Origin of the sequence: Pseudomaricurvus sp., assembly GCF_965662505.1 — a bacterium.
Taxonomy (GTDB): Bacteria; Pseudomonadota; Gammaproteobacteria; order Pseudomonadales; family Cellvibrionaceae; genus Pseudomaricurvus.
Map to the genome: position 1 here is coordinate 1 of NZ_CBFIHX010000027.1, position 17,261 is coordinate 17,261.

The following is a 17,261-nucleotide window of genomic DNA, read 5'->3' on the forward strand; positions in this document are numbered from 1 at the left end:
TGGACACTCTGATCGACCGTCTCAGCCGCGCACTGGATAGCAGTGCTGCTCATTACAACATTAGCTGAGCCATCAAGCCGTAACAGCGTTTCAGACCAATAACTGCAGAAGACCCATTACTGCCACAAGGGCTGTCTACGGTATAATCCGATGATTGATCTCACAGATTATCCCGGAGCGGTTCTTATGTCCGACACACAGCCACAATCGTCTAACGCCCAACAGCGCATCCAATTGGCTCTGGAACCACATATTGCCACCCTGACGCTCAACATCCCCGAGCGTCACAACGCTCTGGCCAGCGAAGACGTACAAGAGATTGTCTCGCACCTGGAGTCGATTGAAGCCAATCGCGATTTGCGGGTGCTGATCATTACCGGCAACGGCGAGAAAACCTTCTGCGCTGGCGCGGCCCTGGATCAAATGGGGTCCGGCGCGCTCAACGGCGATGTGTTTGCGGCCATGACCGACAAGGTGGCCGGTCTCGCGATACCCACCATTTGCGCCTTTAATGGCAGTGCCTATGGTGGCGGCTCGGAACTGGGACTGGCGTGTGACTTTCGAATAGGTGTGGAGGGCATGCGAGTATTTGTCCCACCAGCCCGAATCGGCCTCTGCTACCCCGTCAATGGCATCGAACGTTTTGTCAGTGTACTGGGCATCAATATGGCCAAACGAATGCTGCTGGCCAGTGAAGAGTTTGAAGCATCACAATTGTTGTCGCAGGGGTATCTGACTCACCTGGTAAGCCGGGAAAACCTCAAAGAAACAGCACGTGAATTGGCAGAGCGCATGGCAGGTTATGCACCGCTGGCACTGAAGGCGATGAAGAGCATTGCCAATCAGGCCGCCTGCGGTCAGTTGAATCAGGTTCAGGCTCAAGCCCTGCACGACAGCTGTAACGCCTCACAGGATCTTAAGGAAGGGTTCGCGTCGCTGCGGGAAAAACGCCGCCCCGTATTTCAGGGAGATTAAGACTCATCTTATCCTTACTCTTATTTCTGATCTAACGCCCACTGATACAAGGCTTTTTTCTTCAGGCCAGTAATGTCAGCCCCCAGCTGACTGGCCTGCTTGACCGACAGCTCCTTCAAAAGAATGGTCATAATCCGCTCAGCGTCGGCGTCCAGCCCTTGATCCTGTGCCGGTTTCGGCTTGCCTCTCACCATCACCACCATCTCACCTTTGCGCTGATTGTGATCACTGGCGACAAACTCGACCAACTCCTCCAGCGAGCCACCACGAATGGTTTCGAAGGTCTTGGTGATCTCCCGAGCCATCACGGCCTCGCGATCGACACCAAAAATAGTTGCCATATCCGCCAAACAGTCTTGAATACGATGTGGGGCTTCGTAAAAGATCAGGGTTCGCTCCTCGGCAGCCAACGGCTGCAGGCGATTGAGGCGCTGGCCACTTTTGGGAGGCAGAAAGCCCTCAAAGGAAAAACGGTCAGACGGCAGACCTGAGGCACTCAATGCGGCAATCATGGCGCAGGCACCGGGGATTGGGATCACACGGATACCTTCTTCCCGGGCCCGACGCACCAGCCGATAACCTGGGTCGGAAACCAGCGGTGTGCCGGCATCCGAGATTAACCCCATGGACTCGCCGCCTTTGATACGGTTGATGAGTGCTTCGACTTGTCGCTCATCGGTATGATCATGGTAGGCAACCAGCGGTGTTGAAATGTGAAAATGATCCAACAACCGGGCGCTGTGACGGGTATCCTCTGCGGCGATCACATCAACGGTTTGTAGTATCTCAACCGCTCGCGGTACCATATCGCCCAGATTGCCAATTGGGGTCGCGACGACGTAGAGTGCTTGCTCCGTCATAGTGTATTCTCTGTTTATTAATGTGTTTAACGATTGATCACCAAGGCTGGAATGCATGCGTTTAATCAGCAATATCGGACGGCTTTCGCTCGCGGGCCTCGTCGCATTAAGTTTGTACGGCTGTGGCGGCTCAACCCCGACCATCGACCAGCCTGACAGCAAGGGCTATGTCAGCATTGATGTGGACAAGGTACTGGCTCAAGCCGAGGCCAGCCAGTCTCCCCAACGGGAAATTCTGCTGCTTCAAGTCGCGCAACAACTGAATTACGACAAGCAGTATGCACGAGCCCTGAACCTGCTGAACAGCATTGATTCGGGCCGTCTCGACGATGCCAACTTTGCCAATTACAGCCTGATCTTCAGCGAAACGGCGATGGCTGATGATTCATACTTCCTTGCGCAGCGCATTCTAACCAACCCCAGACTCAATCAACAGTGGCAATCACTCCCTACTGACAGCAAGATCACCCTGCATCAACGCAGAGCCGACCTGTTTATGCTGCTAGGCGAGCCCGAGGCCAGTATTCTTGAACGGGTTGCTCTTGAACCCTTACTGAAAAGCCAAGAGGAGCGATACGCCAATCAGGACTTGCTGTGGCAAACACTGATGTCAATGCCGACGTCAGAGCTGCAATCGCGCAGTCAACGGCCTGTTACGGCTTCTTCGGTGCCCGTTCCTTCAACTACAACCTCTTCAGCTACAACTTCTTCGACTACTGTTTCTCAGACAGAAGCCGAAGCTACTGGGTCCTCACCGACCGTTTCGGCAACGTCATCGCAAATTGCATCAACCCCCTCACAAAGTGAAGAGCTACGGGGCTGGTACAGTCTGGCGTTAATCAGTAAAAACCATCAGTTCAACCTGGACAAACAGCTGGATCAAATTAATGAGTGGGTCGCCCGCTGGCCTCAACATCCAGCCAGTCAACGATTGCCCAAAGATCTGCAATTGCTGCAACAATTGATCGCTGAGCGCCCTTCTCTGGTGGCACTTCTGCTACCGCAACAAGGTCGACTGGGCGCTGCCGGCAATGCTGTCAGAGACGGTTTTGTAGCAGCCTATTATCAGGCCAAGAAAGAGAATCGCACGATTCCCACCCTCAAGCTTTATGACACGTCGAAAGGGAACATTGTCGATGTCTACAACCAGGCCGTGACCGACGGCGCCGAACTGATTATCGGCCCACTGGACAAAGACAAGGTGACTGAACTCAGTCAGTTCGAGAACCTTCCGGTCCCCACTCTCGCACTCAATTACAGCGAAACCGAGCAGGAGCCCGCACTGGGCCTGTATCAGTTTGGTCTGTCCGGCGAAGACGAAGCCCGACAAATTGCGCAGCGCGCCTGGATTGAAGGGCATCGCTACGCCATGATCCTGACCACCGACGCCAGCTGGGGAGCACGAAGTGGTGAGGCATTCCGCACCGCCTGGGAAGCACAGGGCGGAACCGTTATTAACATCAGCCAGTTCACCGGACAGGGCGACTACTCCAATGTCATCAAGCAGGCCCTGCACATCAATTTGAGTGAAGAGCGCTACAACAAAATGCGCGTTATGCTCAATCGCCCGATGGAATTTGAACCGCGCCGACGTCAGGACGCCGACATGGTTTTTCTGGCCGCTCAGCCCGGCGAAGCCCGGCAAGTCAAACCCACGTTGGCTTTCCACTATGCCAGCGATTTGCAGGTGTATGCGACCAGTCAGGTCTACAGTGGCGCTAACGACCCCAAAAGTGATCGCGACTTGAACGGCATCAAATTCTCGACGCTGCCCTGGTTTTTTGCCCGCAACAATCCCGAGAAACAAAGCATCAAACAAGCAGCCAACCCGTCGCCCTCCTACCAGCGCCTGTACGCTCTCGGTGTGGACAGCTACCAGCTGTATCCTCGCCTGAAACAACTAACACAGTCGCCCTACACTCACCTCTATGGCGTCACCGGCTCATTGAATATGAACGCTCAGCGCCGTATAGAGCGCGAACAAACCTGGGCCAAAATCGTGAATGGCACAGCCAAAGCGCTGCCCTCAGTGGTCGACAATATCAACTAGCTCTTCGACAGCCACACACCTGTGTCATGGACGACACATCGCTATGAAGGTGATGGCCGCGCAAGCCCGTCAACGGAAGCCATACACCCGAATCAATCGACAACAGCAAGGATGCTCTCATGCTCAAGAAAAGCGCCTCACGCCTTAAACAAGCTCTCTCACCCAAAAACACATCACAAAAACAAACGCCCGCTATGGCCGCAGGCCAGGAAAGTGAGCGGGCTGCGGAACAATTCTTACGGGAACAGGGACTAAAGCTGATACAGAGAAATTACCGCTGCAAGGCAGGGGAAATTGATCTGATTATGCAAGACAGAGAACACTTGGTATTTGTCGAGGTTCGCTTTCGGAGAAACAGCCGTTATGGCTCGGCCAGCGAAACAGTCAACTTACAAAAGCAGCAGAAACTGATCCGGGCCGCGCAATATTATCTACAAACCTGCGCCAAACATTCCCTACCCGCCTGTCGCTTTGACGTCATCGCCATACAGGGGGAACCGTCTCAGACAGCAGCCGCTCAAAAGAAACACTCCGAAACTCACCAAAAGCAGACGGCAAATGACCCGCTTGCGACAAAGGGCCAATTTTCCTCGACAAATACACGCCAAAAACCGATAGAATGGATACCCAATGCATTTACGCTATAGAGCGGACATCTTCCGCGGCGGATGCCCCTGAAGAGTCGTTAACCGGGTTAACTTAAGAAACGCTATGGAACAACGCATCATCACTCTCTTTCATGAGAGCATCGAAGCCAAGATGCAGGCGGGGGAGTTTTTGGCTCCGCTGTTGTGCGAAGCCAGTGAGATACTGGTCCACTGCCTGCTGAATGAAGGCAAGATTCTGACCGCCGGCAATGGCATTTCTGCGGCCAACGCCCAGATTCTAAGCTCCTGCCTGAGCAATCACTTTGAGCGCGAACGTCCCAGCTTACCGGCCATCACCCTTGGCACGGACTTCACCACCCAAACCGCCATTGCCCACGATTACAGCTACAACGATATTTTCGCCAAACAAGTACGGGCTCTGGGCCAACCGGGCGACTGCCTGGTATTGATCACTTCCAGCGGCAACCCGAGCAATCTGGTGCAGGCAGTGGCAGCCGCTCACGAGCGGGATATGAACGTGATTGCCTTTTCCGGACGAGATGGGGGCAACATCGCCTCGGTTCTGGATGCCAACGACCTTGAACTGCGCGCCCCCGTCAATTCTCATACCCGTCTGCACGAAATTCATCTGCTAAGCATTTTCTGCCTGTGTGACCTGATTGACCAACAGTTATTTGGAGTTGAAGAATGATCTTAACTGCCCTGCGCACCAGCCTGATTGCCATTGTATTCGCCAGCGCCGGCTGTACCACTATTGTCGACGCCACCACCGATGGTCCCATTCAGCTTGACCCTGGAAAGCGTACCTTTGGCGCATTCATTGATGACGGCCAACTGGAAACTGTCGCCAAGGTAAACATCAATAAAGCTGACCCCTGGTTGAAACAAGCCAATATTGATGTCGTATCGTTTAACGGCATTATTTTGCTGACGGGACAGGTCGCGACCAAAGAACTGCGTCTGAAAGCTGGTAATACCGTAAAAGTGATCCACGGCGTGCGTCAGGTATTTAACGAAATTCAGGTACAGGGACAGACTTCCTTGCTCGCCAGAACCAATGACACCTGGCTGACGACTAAAGTAAAAAGCGTCCTGCTCGCCGACGCGGATATCGACAGTGGTCGTATCAAAGTGGTGACCGAAGATGGTGTCGTTTATCTTCTGGGCTTACTGTCTCAAGCTGAAGCCAGCCGTGCGGCAGAAGCCGTCAGCACCATCGGCGGTGTACAAAAAGTCGTCAAGGCCGTGGAATACATTAACTAATCCCCTTCCCCCCGCATTTCGTCTATGCTCTAGGCAACCTCAATAAATAACAGCTCCGGCGCAATGCGGAGCTGTCAAATATGTGAAGGAGCCTGCGAATGAAAGCCTCTGACCTGCTGGTCAAATGTCTCGAAGAAGAAGGTATTGAGTACATCTTCGGTGTTCCCGGAGAGGAAAATGCTGATTTCATGATTTCACTGGAGTCCACCGACTCCATCCGCTTTATTCTGACCCGGCACGAGCAGGGCGCGGCCTTCATGGCCGAGATCTACGGCCGACTCACAGGTAACCCCGCGGGCTGTTTAGGCACACTGGGGCCTGGGGCCACCAATCTCATCACCGGGGTAGCCGACTCCAATATGGATCGTGCACCCATGCTGGTACTAACCGGCCAGGGAGCCTCGACCCGCCTGCACAAGGAATCTCATCAGGTCATGGACGTGGTGGAAATGTTTACGCCTGTCACCAAGTGGGCAACCACCATCTGGCATCCGGAGAACATACCTGAAATTGTGCGCAAAGCCGTTCGTCTGGCCCGTACCGAAAAACCAGGCGCGGTGCACATCGAGCTGCCGGAAGACATCGCCAAACTGCCCACCGAAAACCTGCCCCTGCCAGTGCGTAAATTTCGTCGCCCCGTGCCGGCCGATAAAATCATGAATCTGGCATTTGAACGCATCAAAGCCGCCAAACACCCTCTAATCATTGCCGGTAACGGCTGCATCCGCAAACGCGCCAGCAAACAGCTGCGTTTACTGTGTGAAAAAACCGGTATCGGCGTACTCAGTACTTTTATGGCCAAAGGGTGTGTGGATATGGATGCGCCCTACTGCCTCTACACCATCGGACTGGGCGCCAAGGATATTCCCTCCTGCGCCGTGGACGCCGCCGACCTGATCATCACTCTCGGCTACGACATGGTCGAGTACCACCCCAAACTCTGGAACAGCGGTGACGACAAGGACATCATTCATATCGATTTCCTGCCCGCCGAAATTGATGAGCACTACATGCCAGAAATCGATGTGGTGGGTGATCTCGCTCATGCACTGTGGATGCTCAATGAACGCATTAACGCCGATGGCGGTATTGAATTCGATTTAAGCCAGCAAGCCGCAGTGCGACGAGACATGACGGAAGAGCTGTTGTTGCATGCCGAAGACGATACAGAAGGCTTTATCCGCCCGCAGAAAGTGCTCTATGACACAAGACAACTGATGGGAGCTGAGGACATCCTGCTGTCCGATGTCGGCGCCCACAAGATGTGGATTGCCCGCCACTACCAATGTCATGAACCCAACACCTGTCTGATCCCCAACGGATTCTGCTCCATGGGCTTTGCCCTACCCGGTGCCATTTCCGCCAGCTTGATTTACCCGGATAAACACATCCTCGCGATCTGTGGTGATGGCGGCTTTTTAATGAACATGCAGGAAATGGAAACCGCCCGCAGGCTCAATTGCCAAATGACGGTCATGGTGTGGGAAGACGGAGGCTACGGCCTGATTGGTTGGAAGCAAACCAATGAGTTTGGTCACCAGACTGATCTCGCATTTACCAATCCGGACTGGGTCATGATGGCAAAATCTTTTGGCTGGCACGGACATCGGGTAGAAAACGCCCGTGATCTGAAGCCAGCACTGGAAGTTGCCCTGAATGAAGAAGGACCTAGTCTCGTGGTACTGCCCATTGATTATCGGGAGAACCTGGAATTGACTAGACGCCTGGGAGAAATGACCTGTCCGATATAAGGACGGATTAAGGTTAGAAGCTGTGGCCCTTCGAAAGAAACAGCAGGATGAAGGCTTGAACCATTAAAGGTTCAAGCCTTCAGCAGATTTCGATACTGCGATCACTGGATTTTTTGCTGCGGTACATGGCCTTATCTGCGCGAATCAGCAACTCTTTCAGCCCCAAACCAGGCTGCCATTCCGCCACTCCCAGACTCACCTTGATCAAGTCTTTCGGAGCATTGGGATGCTCTTCCAACTCCAGCGGCTGCACAAGGGCGTTGAGTTTCTTTTCCAGCACTTCTTGCAGGCTGTGAGTGGATTTATAATTGGTCAGCACCCAGACAAACTCATCCCCGCCGATGCGAGCCACCATATCAGAGCTGCGTAAGTTATCTTTCAGACGCCGGGCAAAATTCACAATGACCTCATCCCCTGCATTGTGACCCCAGCGATCGTTGACCCCTTTAAAATCATCCAGATCCAGCAAAGCCACAGCCAGAGGCAAACCGTTGCGCTCCAGGTTGTTGATTAGCACTTCTGTCTGTTTGAATAACGCATGGCGATTCGCCAGTCCGGTCAACGCGTCCTCATTGGCACGCCGCTCCAGTTGCTCCACCAGCGCGTGACGCTCAATGGCGTAGGTAATGGCACGGGAAAGTAGCGCCGAACTTGCTTCATTTTTCGGCAGATAATCTTCAGCGCCCATCTTGATCGCCTGCTCTCCCAGCGATTCATCATTGACTCCCGTAAAAACAACCACCGGCACCTGATACCCAAGACCGATAAAAGACTCCAGCGTTCTCAGCCCCTGCAAAGACCCCAACCCCAAATCCAGCAGGACAATATCAACCTCTGATTGCTGCAGCGCCTGCCCGGCACTTTCCAGACCATCGCAATGACTCACCTCAAATGCTTTCCAGCGGGAACGACTCAACATGTCATTCACCAAATAGAAGTCATCAGGATCATCATCAATGACTAATACCCTTATCGTATGTGCGGTATTTCCCTCCGGGGTATCCGCCGTGATGCCGGTATCAGATTCCACATCATTTTCTGACATAATTTCACTTTCTATCATTGTTAACACTGTTCCTTCAGACGCAAATCTACCGCTAAGCTATAACCTTTTAATATATCGAGAAAGCTGCAGCGTTCTTTTGTCTCAGTATAGTAAGCTCTAAGACTGACGACAGCCCAACTGCCATAAAGTACTGCGCTTCTGTCCTGTCTCGCCACACTCAACTGTCGTACCTGGCCGCAAGATGGACCCAGTAATCGCACAGAGTTTGCATTAGCGATACCGCCTCGGAATGACGACTGGGTTTTATCAAAAAGGTGTTCGCACCCTGCTCATAAGCTTCTTTAATATCCCGAGAGGAATTCGACGTCGAATAAATCACTACCGGTAATCCGCGGGTTTCAGCTCTGGATCTCAGTTGCTTCAAGATCTCCATCCCTCCCATTGGAGGAAGGTTCAAATCCAGCAGCACAACAATTGGCAAAGATCCCTTCATCAATATCTCTAATTGATCCAGAAAGGCAACTCCAGAATCAAAAAATGATAACTGCACCCGGTGTTTAATATCTTTTATGGCCTGCATAAGCAGGTATTGATCATCCAGATCATCATCAACAAATACCAGATGTAGCTCAATCTCTGACGTCACGGCTGTCCTCCTTCGGTATTTCGATGGTAAAGCAGCTGCCTATTCCCACCTGACTTTCTACAGAAATAGAACCGCGGTGCGCGCGTGCGATCTGCTGACAGATCGAGAGCCCCATCCCATGCCCCGGAGTCATTTTGCTGACCAGTCGCTGGAAAGGCTCAAAGATCTGCTGCGCGTACTGACTTTCGAAGCCACAACCATTATCAGTCACCGAGATATAGACACTGCTGCGCTCTGACCAGCCCCTCACCACAATATGAGCGGGAACGTCCATTCTTGCGTAACGCACACTATTGGATATCAAGTTGTGAAGGACCTGAATAAAGCCCGCCCGGTCAACGTAGAGCTCAACATCACTTTCCAGCACGACCTGAGCCTGACTTTCCTCCAACAATCTGGATAAATCTTCCTTCATCCGATCCAGTAAAGCAGACAGAGAGACTATTTCACGCTCAGGGGCCTCTCGCGAGTAACGCGATAGTTGCAGCAAACTGTTAATCATCTCACGCATACGACTGGCCGCATCGCCAATACGACCCAGTTCGTACCGGGCTTCATGTCCGGCATCCATCGTTTGCAACTGATCCTTTAACCGGTGTTGCAGGATATCGGAAAAAGACGTGATTTTTCTGAGTGGCTCCTGTAAATCATGCGAAGCCGAATAAGCGAATCGCTCGAGAGCAGCATTGGACTCAGCCAGTGCCTGCTCCACCGCTTTTCGTTCGCTGATATCTTCCACAACCAGCAAGAAGTGGCTATGTTCTCCGCCTTCATGCCCTACTATAGACGCGGTTAAGTTCACCCAAATGGTTTCACCATCACCGCAGACACAGCGAACTTCAGCAGAACAGCTCTGATTATCCCCTTCCATCAAGCTTGTCACCAGAGCCCACTCGGACTTCACATCCTCTTCATGAACTACATCGTAAAAGTCTTTTTTTAACAATTCCTGATAGTCATACCGTAGAATTTCACACTGCTTTGCATTGGCTCTTAACCAGCGGCCATCGAGATCGACGTGGGAAATGCCAACAGCTGCCTGCTCAAAGGTCGAAGACAAATCCAGTGCCAACTGCTTGATGCGTTCTTCACGCAACTTCATCGGTGTCACATCAACAAAAGTCCCCAAGATTTCAATCCGTGAAGATTCTTTCTCGGGTGTGGTAATAGTATGATCACCGGCATGATGACTCATAAACAGGCTATCTATCTCTCCACCCAAGTCATGAACTGAATCGCGAGATAAACACCATATCCAGTGCCCCGACCTATGTCGAACACGGTATTCAATACTAAAGTCTTCATCGCCACTACTTTCAGCTACACGCTGGATGTGCTGCCTCACCAGTTCCACATCATCAGGATGATATAAGGACAGCAGGCCTTTTTCTTGCTGGATACGGTTTAACTCATCCTGAGTGTAACCCAGAATTTCCGTGTAGCGTTCATTCACATAAACGACTTTCTGCTCTTCATAGCTATAAATAAACACCGCCGACAGGGACTTATTCAGCACCGCATTCAAGAACTGAGTCTTTTGAGCAACCTCTACTTCCAGCTGTTTTACTTCATTGATATTGGTTAACGTGCCTGACATCAGGATAGGTGTTCCATCCCGATCAAACACGGTATCGCCACGCACATGAAACCATTCATAGCAACCGGATTTGCACAGGGCACGACAAACCACATCGTATTTTTTCTGACTTTGCACATGCTCCTTGTAGGTCCTTCTCAATAAGGCACGGTCTTCGTGATGAACGTGCAAGAACCACTGCTTAAGTGTCGGTTGTCCAGCTTTACGGTGGGCCGGATCCATCCCCATCATGTCTTGAAACTGAGCACTAAACCACACTTCTCCGGTCTGGGCATTCCACTCCCAAATGCCATCGTTCGTCGCGTCAATAACCCGTCTCAAGCGATTGGAGTGCTCAAAAAAGAGGTTTTTATCGGAAATCACTTCTCCCAGGTTAACCACCGAGGCGAAAGCATGCGTTTCGCCCTCCCACTCATGGGCAGACAGGGAGATCTCCACTGAGATATCGGTGCCGCTCTTGGTTTTTCCACGTACCAATCGACCGGCGGATACTTTTTCTCGCTCAGCAGGAACTCGCAAATATTCGTCCACCAAAAAGTGGTGATGCGTACTCAGCTCTGGGCTCAACAAAATGGACAAGGGCTGGCCAATTAACTCCTCTTCTTCGTAGCCAAACATCGAAGCCAGCGCATGGTTGACAATTCGAATCTCCTGCCGGCCATCAACCACCAGTAATCCCGTCGGGAAAAGCTCCAAAGAAAACTTGAAAATCGCTTCTCCACGCTTTTCAATTTCCAGAAGGCTGCTGCGAAATTCTTCATCGGATACTTTCTTAAGCGCGGCCTGATATTGAGCCGGAGAAGGAATCGACAGAATACTTTTGAGATTTCGAAACAACACATAAACGGTGAGCAGTGACACTATCGCCATCACCGCTTTGGTTATTCCATAGATACCATCCATTCCGTACCAGGCTGTGGCAATGGCCACCAAATGCATAATCCCGCCACACACAAACAGTACGGACAACAACGTCAGCATGCCCCGGAATTTCATATCCGGACGCCGCAAAACGATGTAGATAATGATCAACGGAATCAAGAGATAGGACATCGCTGCCAACATGTCAGCGAGGACATTCAGCCACAGCACGCTCAACGGCCACACGCCCTCAATACCACCCGATGCATTCACAACCTGAACTCCTTCCCTCGCATAGCGCTTCCACCACTAAATTTCTGACAATCAACCACGTTGAAACTTCTTCGACAGGAGTACCGAGCTATGTGACCTCAGCACTCCGCTTACCTGAGACACCTGATCCATCGCATGATCCAGAGAAGCCGTCGTCTCCGCCCTGAGCTCTGCCACAAGATCATATTCGCCACTGATGGAAGACAGAGAATAAATCTGCTCGATTTTTTCCATTGCTCGAACCACGGACCCCAACTGTTTTTGATCAGTGGCGATCAACATATAGGCAGCAATCTCGCTACTGCCGTAGTTTTCATTCAGGTTCACCGTGTAACCCTGAATCACCTTCCGTCGCTCCAATTGTTGCATGTGATTTTGCACGGTCAAACGGCTCACGCCCAACGCTTTTGCCAAATCCGAGACACTGGCGCGTGCATTTTGGGACAGAAGCCGCACTAACTTCCTGTCGAGCACTGATAAATCTTCCATCTGCAAGAGTGCCTCCTTCGCCAGAGCGTCCTTAATACGAGTTCCCTTAATACGGACGCCCCTGAGAAGAGCTCCGGTCGGGATTAAACAAATTGCTAACAAAAATGATCATTTTGATAAGTTTAGTACCATTTTTCATAGAGACTGAATATTCCAATACGTCTGATTGAGACCTAGGCTTAACTTAAAACGTGAATTCTGAACAGAAAGCACACTTGGGACAGGAGCAAAAGCATGGCTATGGAATTCATCAAGACTGCACACACCGCCGCTCAGACTTCCAGTCAATACAGCCCAGCGCTCTCTGACACCGCGTCTCAGACATCTGAATCAACCTCTTACCCTGGCCCAGAGCTCATCTTTGATCTGGCCATCATGGCGCAACACGTCAGCGCTTTTACCCAGGCACTGCCACGTGTTCGCCCCCACTACGCGGTGAAGGCAAACCCTCACCCCGAGGTTCTGCAGTGCCTTAAGCAACTGGGGGTCCGGTTTGAAATTGCCTCTCTGGGCGAGCTGCACGCCCTGCAGAAACTCGGCGTGCAGGGGCAAGACATGATATTCAGCAACCCCATCAAAACCCCTGAAAGCATCCGGGCGGCGGCCGCACACCAGATTCAGTGGTACGCCTTTGACTGTCTGGAAGAATTAGAGAGACTGAAACAGTTTGCGCCCGATGGCAGTTACGAGCTGCGCATTATGACCGACGATGGAGACTCTGTTTGGCCACTGAACAGTAAATTTGGAGCAGATCCCCAAACCAGCGAAGAATTACTCCGCTATGCCGCCGACAACCATCTTGACGTTGCCGGAATCGCTTTTCATGTGGGATCACAGTGTCTCAACCCAAACAGCTGGAACAAGGCTGTCCAGCGCGCTCTGAGGCTGTTTCAACGTATGGAAGAGCTCCACCTATGCCCCAGATTGATCAACCTTGGCGGCGGCTTTCCAACACCCATTTCACAGGATGTGCCCACCATGAAGGAACTGGGCATCCAACTTAGACCTCTACTCGATTCGATACCGCCTCACATCGATATCGTGGCCGAGCCAGGCCGCTATCTGGTGGCCGCTGCGGGCACCCTGCACTGCCAGATTATCAGTACCACTCGACGCCAACAGCAGCCCTGGGCCTATCTGGATTGTGGCTATTACAGCGGTCTGATTGAAATGAACGAAGCCTTCGGCTTCCAACTTCGGAGTGAGCGAAAAGGCCCCACTCAGGACTGGGTAATTGCAGGCCCCACCTGCGATGCGCTGGATCGATTTACCCCGCTCTACCAACTTCCCATAGACAGCCAGGCGGGCGACCGCGTGAGCATTGCCCATACAGGCGCCTACTGCAACAGTTGCGCCTGTGAGTTCAATGGTTTTCCCGCGCCACGAGTTCGGATCGTCGATAGCCGTGACTCCACCTTTTGCCTCGCCGGCCATCGACTGGGAGAGGAAACCAACCAACACGCAGACATGCCAATTTAGACCTATACTCTTGAAAAAGAACGGTTGGCTTGTAAAGAACGGTCGACCTGAAACAGAGCCGCTGGCTCGGAAACGAACAACACCAACCAGAGGCTTACCTTACTGAGGTATTGATGCGAACCAGAATGACACCACCCACATTCAGGAACATCTCAGGAGAAAGGCTATGGGAGTTGCTATTACCCTGGAAAACTTCCTTAAATCCCGGAAGATCCGCTACAAACTTCTTGAACACCGATACACTGAAGGCTCCTACAATACCGCCCAGTGTGCCGACGTCCCCACCCAACAATTAATCAAAGGCGTTGTTTTTCGCGACGAAGACTTTTTCTATACCATGGCAATAGTGCCGTCCAGCAACCGGGTTTTGCGTCATACGTTGAATCAGGTACTCGGTCGCCACCTGGAGCTGGCTGATGAGGAAGAACTCGACAGCCTTTTTTTCGACTGCGAACACGGTGCCATCCCCTCAATTGGTCAGGCTTACGGCATCAACGTGATATGGGATGATCAAATTGCAGAGGCCAAAGAGCTCTGGCTGGAAGCTGGCGATCACCAGCACTTAATTCACCTGAAACGACGGGACTTTGACCGATTGATGCAAAATCACATGCATGAAACGATCAGTGGCTCGCGAAAACGGCAAGGCATCGGTACAACACAATAGACATCCTGCACAACCTAAGCCTGTACAACTTAAGCCTGCCCAACTTAAGAAATGGCCTGAATTGGAAAGTGAGCAGGCATAAAAAAACCACCCTTAGGTGGTTTTTTTAGAACGCTTAATCAAGCTTTTTTATCACGTCGCGGAGCGCGACTCTCATTGCCGGACAGTTAGCTCTCTCCTCTAACCGTGCAATATAGCTTACTGGCAGGCTACTGCCGGAAACTTTAGAGCCAACTCCGCGATCCGTCGCAGAACTTCTGTTAAGCCTTACTTCTTTTCTTCGGGTGGCAGCAGGGAAACGTTATAAACATTTGCCTCGCGCGCCGCATCCGCTACAGCAACAAAGACCTTCGCGGTAGCTTGAGCATCTGCTTTGATAACAACCGGAGCCTGTGGCTTCTCGGCGTGAACACGCTCGATGTTAGCCCGTACCGCACGAATATCGATGCGTCGTTCATCCATCCAGATTTCGTCGTTAGCCTTAACAATCACCACAATTGCAGCATTGTCGTCATCAGTCTGCTCTTGATTTTCCTGAGGATCAGGCATGTTGACATCAATGGTTGACTCTTTGATGAAGGATGCAGTCACAATGAAGAAAATCAACATGATGAATACAACGTCCAGCATCGGGGTCAAATCGATTTCGCTGCTATCCTCTTCGGCACCGCGGCCTTTTCTGCGTCTCACTTTACAACTACCTCTTAATTAAGCCTGACCGAAAACGGTCTTCTGTTCGTTATAGTCTGCGTTTATAACAATCGCTTCTTTCAGAGTATCTAAACTCAAGTCAGGCATCTTACCAGCTAATTTACCAAGACACTAACACTCGAAACTTACGACCACAGTTTGTTAAGCTAGCGTCTTAAATCCGAGAAATTGGTATCACTTTCAGCGATTCGCTGTCACTTTAGGTAACAAAAGAATGACTCTTGATGATTTTTTAAACACTCTGAAAAGCACCCCTGACGCCGTAGAATTCACTGACACCATGGCCGCCATCGAGGCCAATTATGAGTTTACACCCACCCGCTTTCACAATGGCGACCTGACCAACGAACCCGAACAGAATCAGGGCTCCTGCAAGATACTGGGGTTTGGAAAACTGCAGGGGTTGAGCGCCGAACAGACTCTGGCCTGCTTTGGCCAGTACTACCGCCAGGACGTGCTGAACAACCCCGCCGGCAGCGATCATCAGAATATTCGTAACTTTATGAAGCACGGCTGGGATGGCGTCACATTTGAAGGGCAGCCCCTGAACACCAAAGGCTGAATGTGGCCGCTAATCGTCCTGAATCAGAAAAGCTCAGATTCAGGACGTGCGCCTTAATTTTGAACAGTAGTTTTGTGTAGCGACCGACCTCTAGCGACGGCGCTTAACCTTCTCGGCTTCTTTAGCTCTGGCTTCCAGTCTGGCCAAAATATTCGCCATCTCTTCTGCCTCTGCCGCTCTCTTAGCCTGCTGAGCAGCCAGTCTCTCTGCTTTTTCCTGCTCAATAGCCTCTTTGATGCGCTTTTCTTTCGCGCTGGAACCGGTACGGCCCGCAGCCAACTTTAAAGCACCACGCTCCTGAGACGTCTTTTTGGACCCAGCTGCCGAGGATGTGGCTGTTTTAGCCTTTCCGGCAGCCGTTGCTGTCTTCGAAGGGGGCGCCGCAGCTTTTGAGGCTTTCTTTACTGAACTGCTCTCTACTGAATTGCCCTCTGCTGAACTGTTCGCCGCGGTTAAACTCTCAGCTCTGGCTGAAGATTCACTTTTGGCTTCAGCCTTTTGCTTGGCCCTGCGTGCAGCGGCTGCCAGCTTGGACTTTTCAGCATTGGCTTTCTTGGTCGCCATACGACGCATTTCAACGCGGGCCATGACAGCATTCATCTCTGCCTGCTCATCTCGACTGCTGGTCAGACGTAGATTCTCGCGACGTTCCCGCTCGGTCTCAATCGCCTCACGAATGCGTTTTTCCTTAGCCGCGGAACCGGTTCGACCCCTTGCCAGCTTTTCTGACGCGGCGGCTTTTTCGGCTTTGGACTTGGGGGGAGCAGCTTTAGTGCTGGATGCGCGCTCTTTCAACAGCCTTTCCTGAGCCGCTTTCATGGCCTCCAGGCGAGACAGCATCTTTTGCTCATCATCCCCTTTTTGCTGATCAACCAGGGGGGCATCGTGATTAACCTCAGAGGCTGACACAGGCTCGATGTCGGTTGGCGCGCGGCCCTTCTCTGACACATTAACGTCATCAGCAGGTCCAGCACTTGCTTCTTCAGAAACAATTGCCGTAGGGTCTTTCTGCTTTACTCGATCTGTCGGAGTCAGCCCTTCAAGTGCATCATCTTCATCGACCACGCTGTCTTCGCTCATGGCTTCTTCAAAGACAGCCATCAACGCCTTCATGCTGGCGGATTGCACGGCTTTGGTACTGCGACCGGCGGATTTTCCACGGCTCGATTTGATGGGCAGAGCTCCCAGCTCTTCCTTCGCTTCGCGCATGGATTGGCGAGCTTCGGCGGAGTTTTCCCCATAAGCCCAGGTATCCACCTCAAACGCGGCGCTACCATAATCGCGCAACTGTTGGAAAAACTCTCCACTGGTGCCGCTATCGGCCTGGGACAATAGATCTGCCCATTCCTCTTCCACACTTTCTCTGGCGGTCCCAACATAGACATCTTGGGTTTGTAAATTGGTGGCGGTAAAAACAATCACCCAGCACTACCTCTGCTTAAACTTCTCAAATACGGATTGGG

General features: G+C 51.8%; 16 protein-coding genes. 9 read left to right on the top strand and 7 right to left on the bottom strand.

All coding sequences use genetic code 11. From position 1 onward, the window contains the following. The first annotated feature begins 186 nt into the window (after positions 1 to 186). Positions 187 to 975, top strand: a complete 789-nt coding sequence (locus ACTG33_RS05610; RefSeq protein WP_439134214.1) for an enoyl-CoA hydratase/isomerase family protein — start codon at positions 187 to 189, stop codon at positions 973 to 975. Between the two features lie 20 nt (positions 976 to 995). On the opposite strand, the gene rsmI is transcribed toward ACTG33_RS05610, so the two are convergent. Continuing rightward, positions 996 to 1,835, bottom strand: a complete 840-nt coding sequence (rsmI, locus tag ACTG33_RS05615) for a 16S rRNA (cytidine(1402)-2'-O)-methyltransferase (protein WP_439134215.1) — start codon at positions 1,833 to 1,835, stop codon at positions 996 to 998. Positions 1,836 to 1,890: 55 nt separating this feature from the next. Between rsmI and ACTG33_RS05620 the strand changes: the two genes are divergently transcribed. The 5 genes from ACTG33_RS05620 to ACTG33_RS05640 all read left to right on the top strand — a co-directional run bounded on the left by ACTG33_RS05620 (position 1,891) and on the right by ACTG33_RS05640 (position 7,507). After that, a complete protein-coding gene (locus ACTG33_RS05620; protein ID WP_439134216.1) occupies positions 1,891 to 3,885 on the top strand; it encodes a penicillin-binding protein activator in 1,995 nt (664 codons plus the stop codon). 119 nt (positions 3,886 to 4,004) lie between these two features. Then, a complete protein-coding gene (locus ACTG33_RS05625; RefSeq protein WP_439134217.1) occupies positions 4,005 to 4,532 on the top strand; it encodes a YraN family protein in 528 nt (175 codons plus the stop codon). 64 nt (positions 4,533 to 4,596) lie between these two features. Further along, a complete protein-coding gene (locus ACTG33_RS05630; protein ID WP_439134218.1) occupies positions 4,597 to 5,184 on the top strand; it encodes an SIS domain-containing protein in 588 nt (195 codons plus the stop codon). Continuing rightward, positions 5,181 to 5,756 (top strand): BON domain-containing protein, encoded by a 576-nt coding sequence (locus ACTG33_RS05635; RefSeq protein ID WP_439134219.1) that lies wholly within the window; start codon positions 5,181 to 5,183, stop codon positions 5,754 to 5,756. The genes ACTG33_RS05630 and ACTG33_RS05635 overlap by 4 nt, the downstream gene beginning before the upstream one ends. A gap of 98 nt (positions 5,757 to 5,854) precedes the next feature. Then, the gene (locus ACTG33_RS05640) at positions 5,855 to 7,507 is read left to right on the top strand and encodes an acetolactate synthase large subunit (RefSeq protein ID WP_439134220.1); all 1,653 of its coding nucleotides are present in this window, start codon (positions 5,855 to 5,857) and stop codon (positions 7,505 to 7,507) included. Between the two features lie 79 nt (positions 7,508 to 7,586). On the opposite strand, the gene ACTG33_RS05645 is transcribed toward ACTG33_RS05640, so the two are convergent. The 4 genes from ACTG33_RS05645 to ACTG33_RS05660 form a co-directional block, all read right to left on the bottom strand. Then, positions 7,587 to 8,552: a GGDEF domain-containing response regulator gene (locus tag ACTG33_RS05645; RefSeq protein ID WP_439134221.1), complete on the bottom strand. Its 966-nt coding sequence runs from the start codon at positions 8,550 to 8,552 to the stop codon at positions 7,587 to 7,589. Positions 8,553 to 8,730: 178 nt separating this feature from the next. After that, on the bottom strand, positions 8,731 to 9,159 hold the full coding sequence (locus tag ACTG33_RS05650) for a response regulator (protein WP_439134222.1): 429 nt from the start codon (positions 9,157 to 9,159) through the stop codon (positions 8,731 to 8,733). Continuing rightward, on the bottom strand, positions 9,143 to 11,890 hold the full coding sequence (locus ACTG33_RS05655; protein WP_439134223.1) for a PAS domain-containing sensor histidine kinase: 2,748 nt from the start codon (positions 11,888 to 11,890) through the stop codon (positions 9,143 to 9,145). Before ACTG33_RS05655 ends, ACTG33_RS05650 begins: the two co-directional genes overlap by 17 nt. Positions 11,891 to 11,941: 51 nt before the next feature. Further along, complete coding sequence (locus ACTG33_RS05660; protein ID WP_439134224.1) at positions 11,942 to 12,379, bottom strand: Lrp/AsnC family transcriptional regulator; 438 nt, start codon at positions 12,377 to 12,379, stop codon at positions 11,942 to 11,944. Positions 12,380 to 12,613: 234 nt separating this feature from the next. Here ACTG33_RS05660 and ACTG33_RS05665 point away from each other — a divergent pair, with 234 nt between their 5' ends. Together ACTG33_RS05665 and ACTG33_RS05670 are read left to right on the top strand one after the other, a co-directional pair. After that, positions 12,614 to 13,858, top strand: a complete 1,245-nt coding sequence (locus tag ACTG33_RS05665) for a type III PLP-dependent enzyme (RefSeq protein WP_439134225.1) — start codon at positions 12,614 to 12,616, stop codon at positions 13,856 to 13,858. A gap of 166 nt (positions 13,859 to 14,024) precedes the next feature. After that, the gene (locus tag ACTG33_RS05670) at positions 14,025 to 14,525 is read left to right on the top strand and encodes an aminoacyl-tRNA deacylase (RefSeq protein WP_439134226.1); all 501 of its coding nucleotides are present in this window, start codon (positions 14,025 to 14,027) and stop codon (positions 14,523 to 14,525) included. Positions 14,526 to 14,792: 267 nt separating this feature from the next. Here ACTG33_RS05670 and ACTG33_RS05675 read toward each other — a convergent pair whose 3' ends face one another. After that, positions 14,793 to 15,215, bottom strand: a complete 423-nt coding sequence (locus ACTG33_RS05675; RefSeq protein ID WP_439134227.1) for an ExbD/TolR family protein — start codon at positions 15,213 to 15,215, stop codon at positions 14,793 to 14,795. Positions 15,216 to 15,450: 235 nt separating this feature from the next. Here ACTG33_RS05675 and ACTG33_RS05680 point away from each other — a divergent pair, with 235 nt between their 5' ends. After that, a complete protein-coding gene (locus ACTG33_RS05680; protein ID WP_439134228.1) occupies positions 15,451 to 15,798 on the top strand; it encodes a HopJ type III effector protein in 348 nt (115 codons plus the stop codon). Positions 15,799 to 15,888: 90 nt separating this feature from the next. On the opposite strand, the gene ACTG33_RS05685 is transcribed toward ACTG33_RS05680, so the two are convergent. Continuing rightward, on the bottom strand, positions 15,889 to 17,220 hold the full coding sequence (locus tag ACTG33_RS05685) for a hypothetical protein (protein WP_439134229.1): 1,332 nt from the start codon (positions 17,218 to 17,220) through the stop codon (positions 15,889 to 15,891). Between the last annotated feature and the right edge of the window lie 41 nt (positions 17,221 to 17,261).

What these genes read in the sequence shown, in the direction of transcription:
- ACTG33_RS05610 (WP_439134214.1), top strand. Translation starts at nt 187, where the DNA reads ATGTCCGACACACAGCCACAATCGTCTAACGCCCAACAGCGCATCCAA.
- rsmI (WP_439134215.1), bottom strand. Translation starts at nt 1,835, where the DNA reads ATGACGGAGCAAGCACTCTACGTCGTCGCGACCCCAATTGGCAATCTG.
- ACTG33_RS05620 (WP_439134216.1), top strand. Translation starts at nt 1,891, where the DNA reads ATGCGTTTAATCAGCAATATCGGACGGCTTTCGCTCGCGGGCCTCGTC.
- ACTG33_RS05625 (WP_439134217.1), top strand. Translation starts at nt 4,005, where the DNA reads ATGCTCAAGAAAAGCGCCTCACGCCTTAAACAAGCTCTCTCACCCAAA.
- ACTG33_RS05630 (WP_439134218.1), top strand. Translation starts at nt 4,597, where the DNA reads ATGGAACAACGCATCATCACTCTCTTTCATGAGAGCATCGAAGCCAAG.
- ACTG33_RS05635 (WP_439134219.1), top strand. Translation starts at nt 5,181, where the DNA reads ATGATCTTAACTGCCCTGCGCACCAGCCTGATTGCCATTGTATTCGCC.
- ACTG33_RS05640 (WP_439134220.1), top strand. Translation starts at nt 5,855, where the DNA reads ATGAAAGCCTCTGACCTGCTGGTCAAATGTCTCGAAGAAGAAGGTATT.
- ACTG33_RS05645 (WP_439134221.1), bottom strand. Translation starts at nt 8,552, where the DNA reads ATGTCAGAAAATGATGTGGAATCTGATACCGGCATCACGGCGGATACC.
- ACTG33_RS05660 (WP_439134224.1), bottom strand. Translation starts at nt 12,379, where the DNA reads ATGGAAGATTTATCAGTGCTCGACAGGAAGTTAGTGCGGCTTCTGTCC.
- ACTG33_RS05665 (WP_439134225.1), top strand. Translation starts at nt 12,614, where the DNA reads ATGGCTATGGAATTCATCAAGACTGCACACACCGCCGCTCAGACTTCC.
- ACTG33_RS05670 (WP_439134226.1), top strand. Translation starts at nt 14,025, where the DNA reads ATGGGAGTTGCTATTACCCTGGAAAACTTCCTTAAATCCCGGAAGATC.
- ACTG33_RS05680 (WP_439134228.1), top strand. Translation starts at nt 15,451, where the DNA reads ATGACTCTTGATGATTTTTTAAACACTCTGAAAAGCACCCCTGACGCC.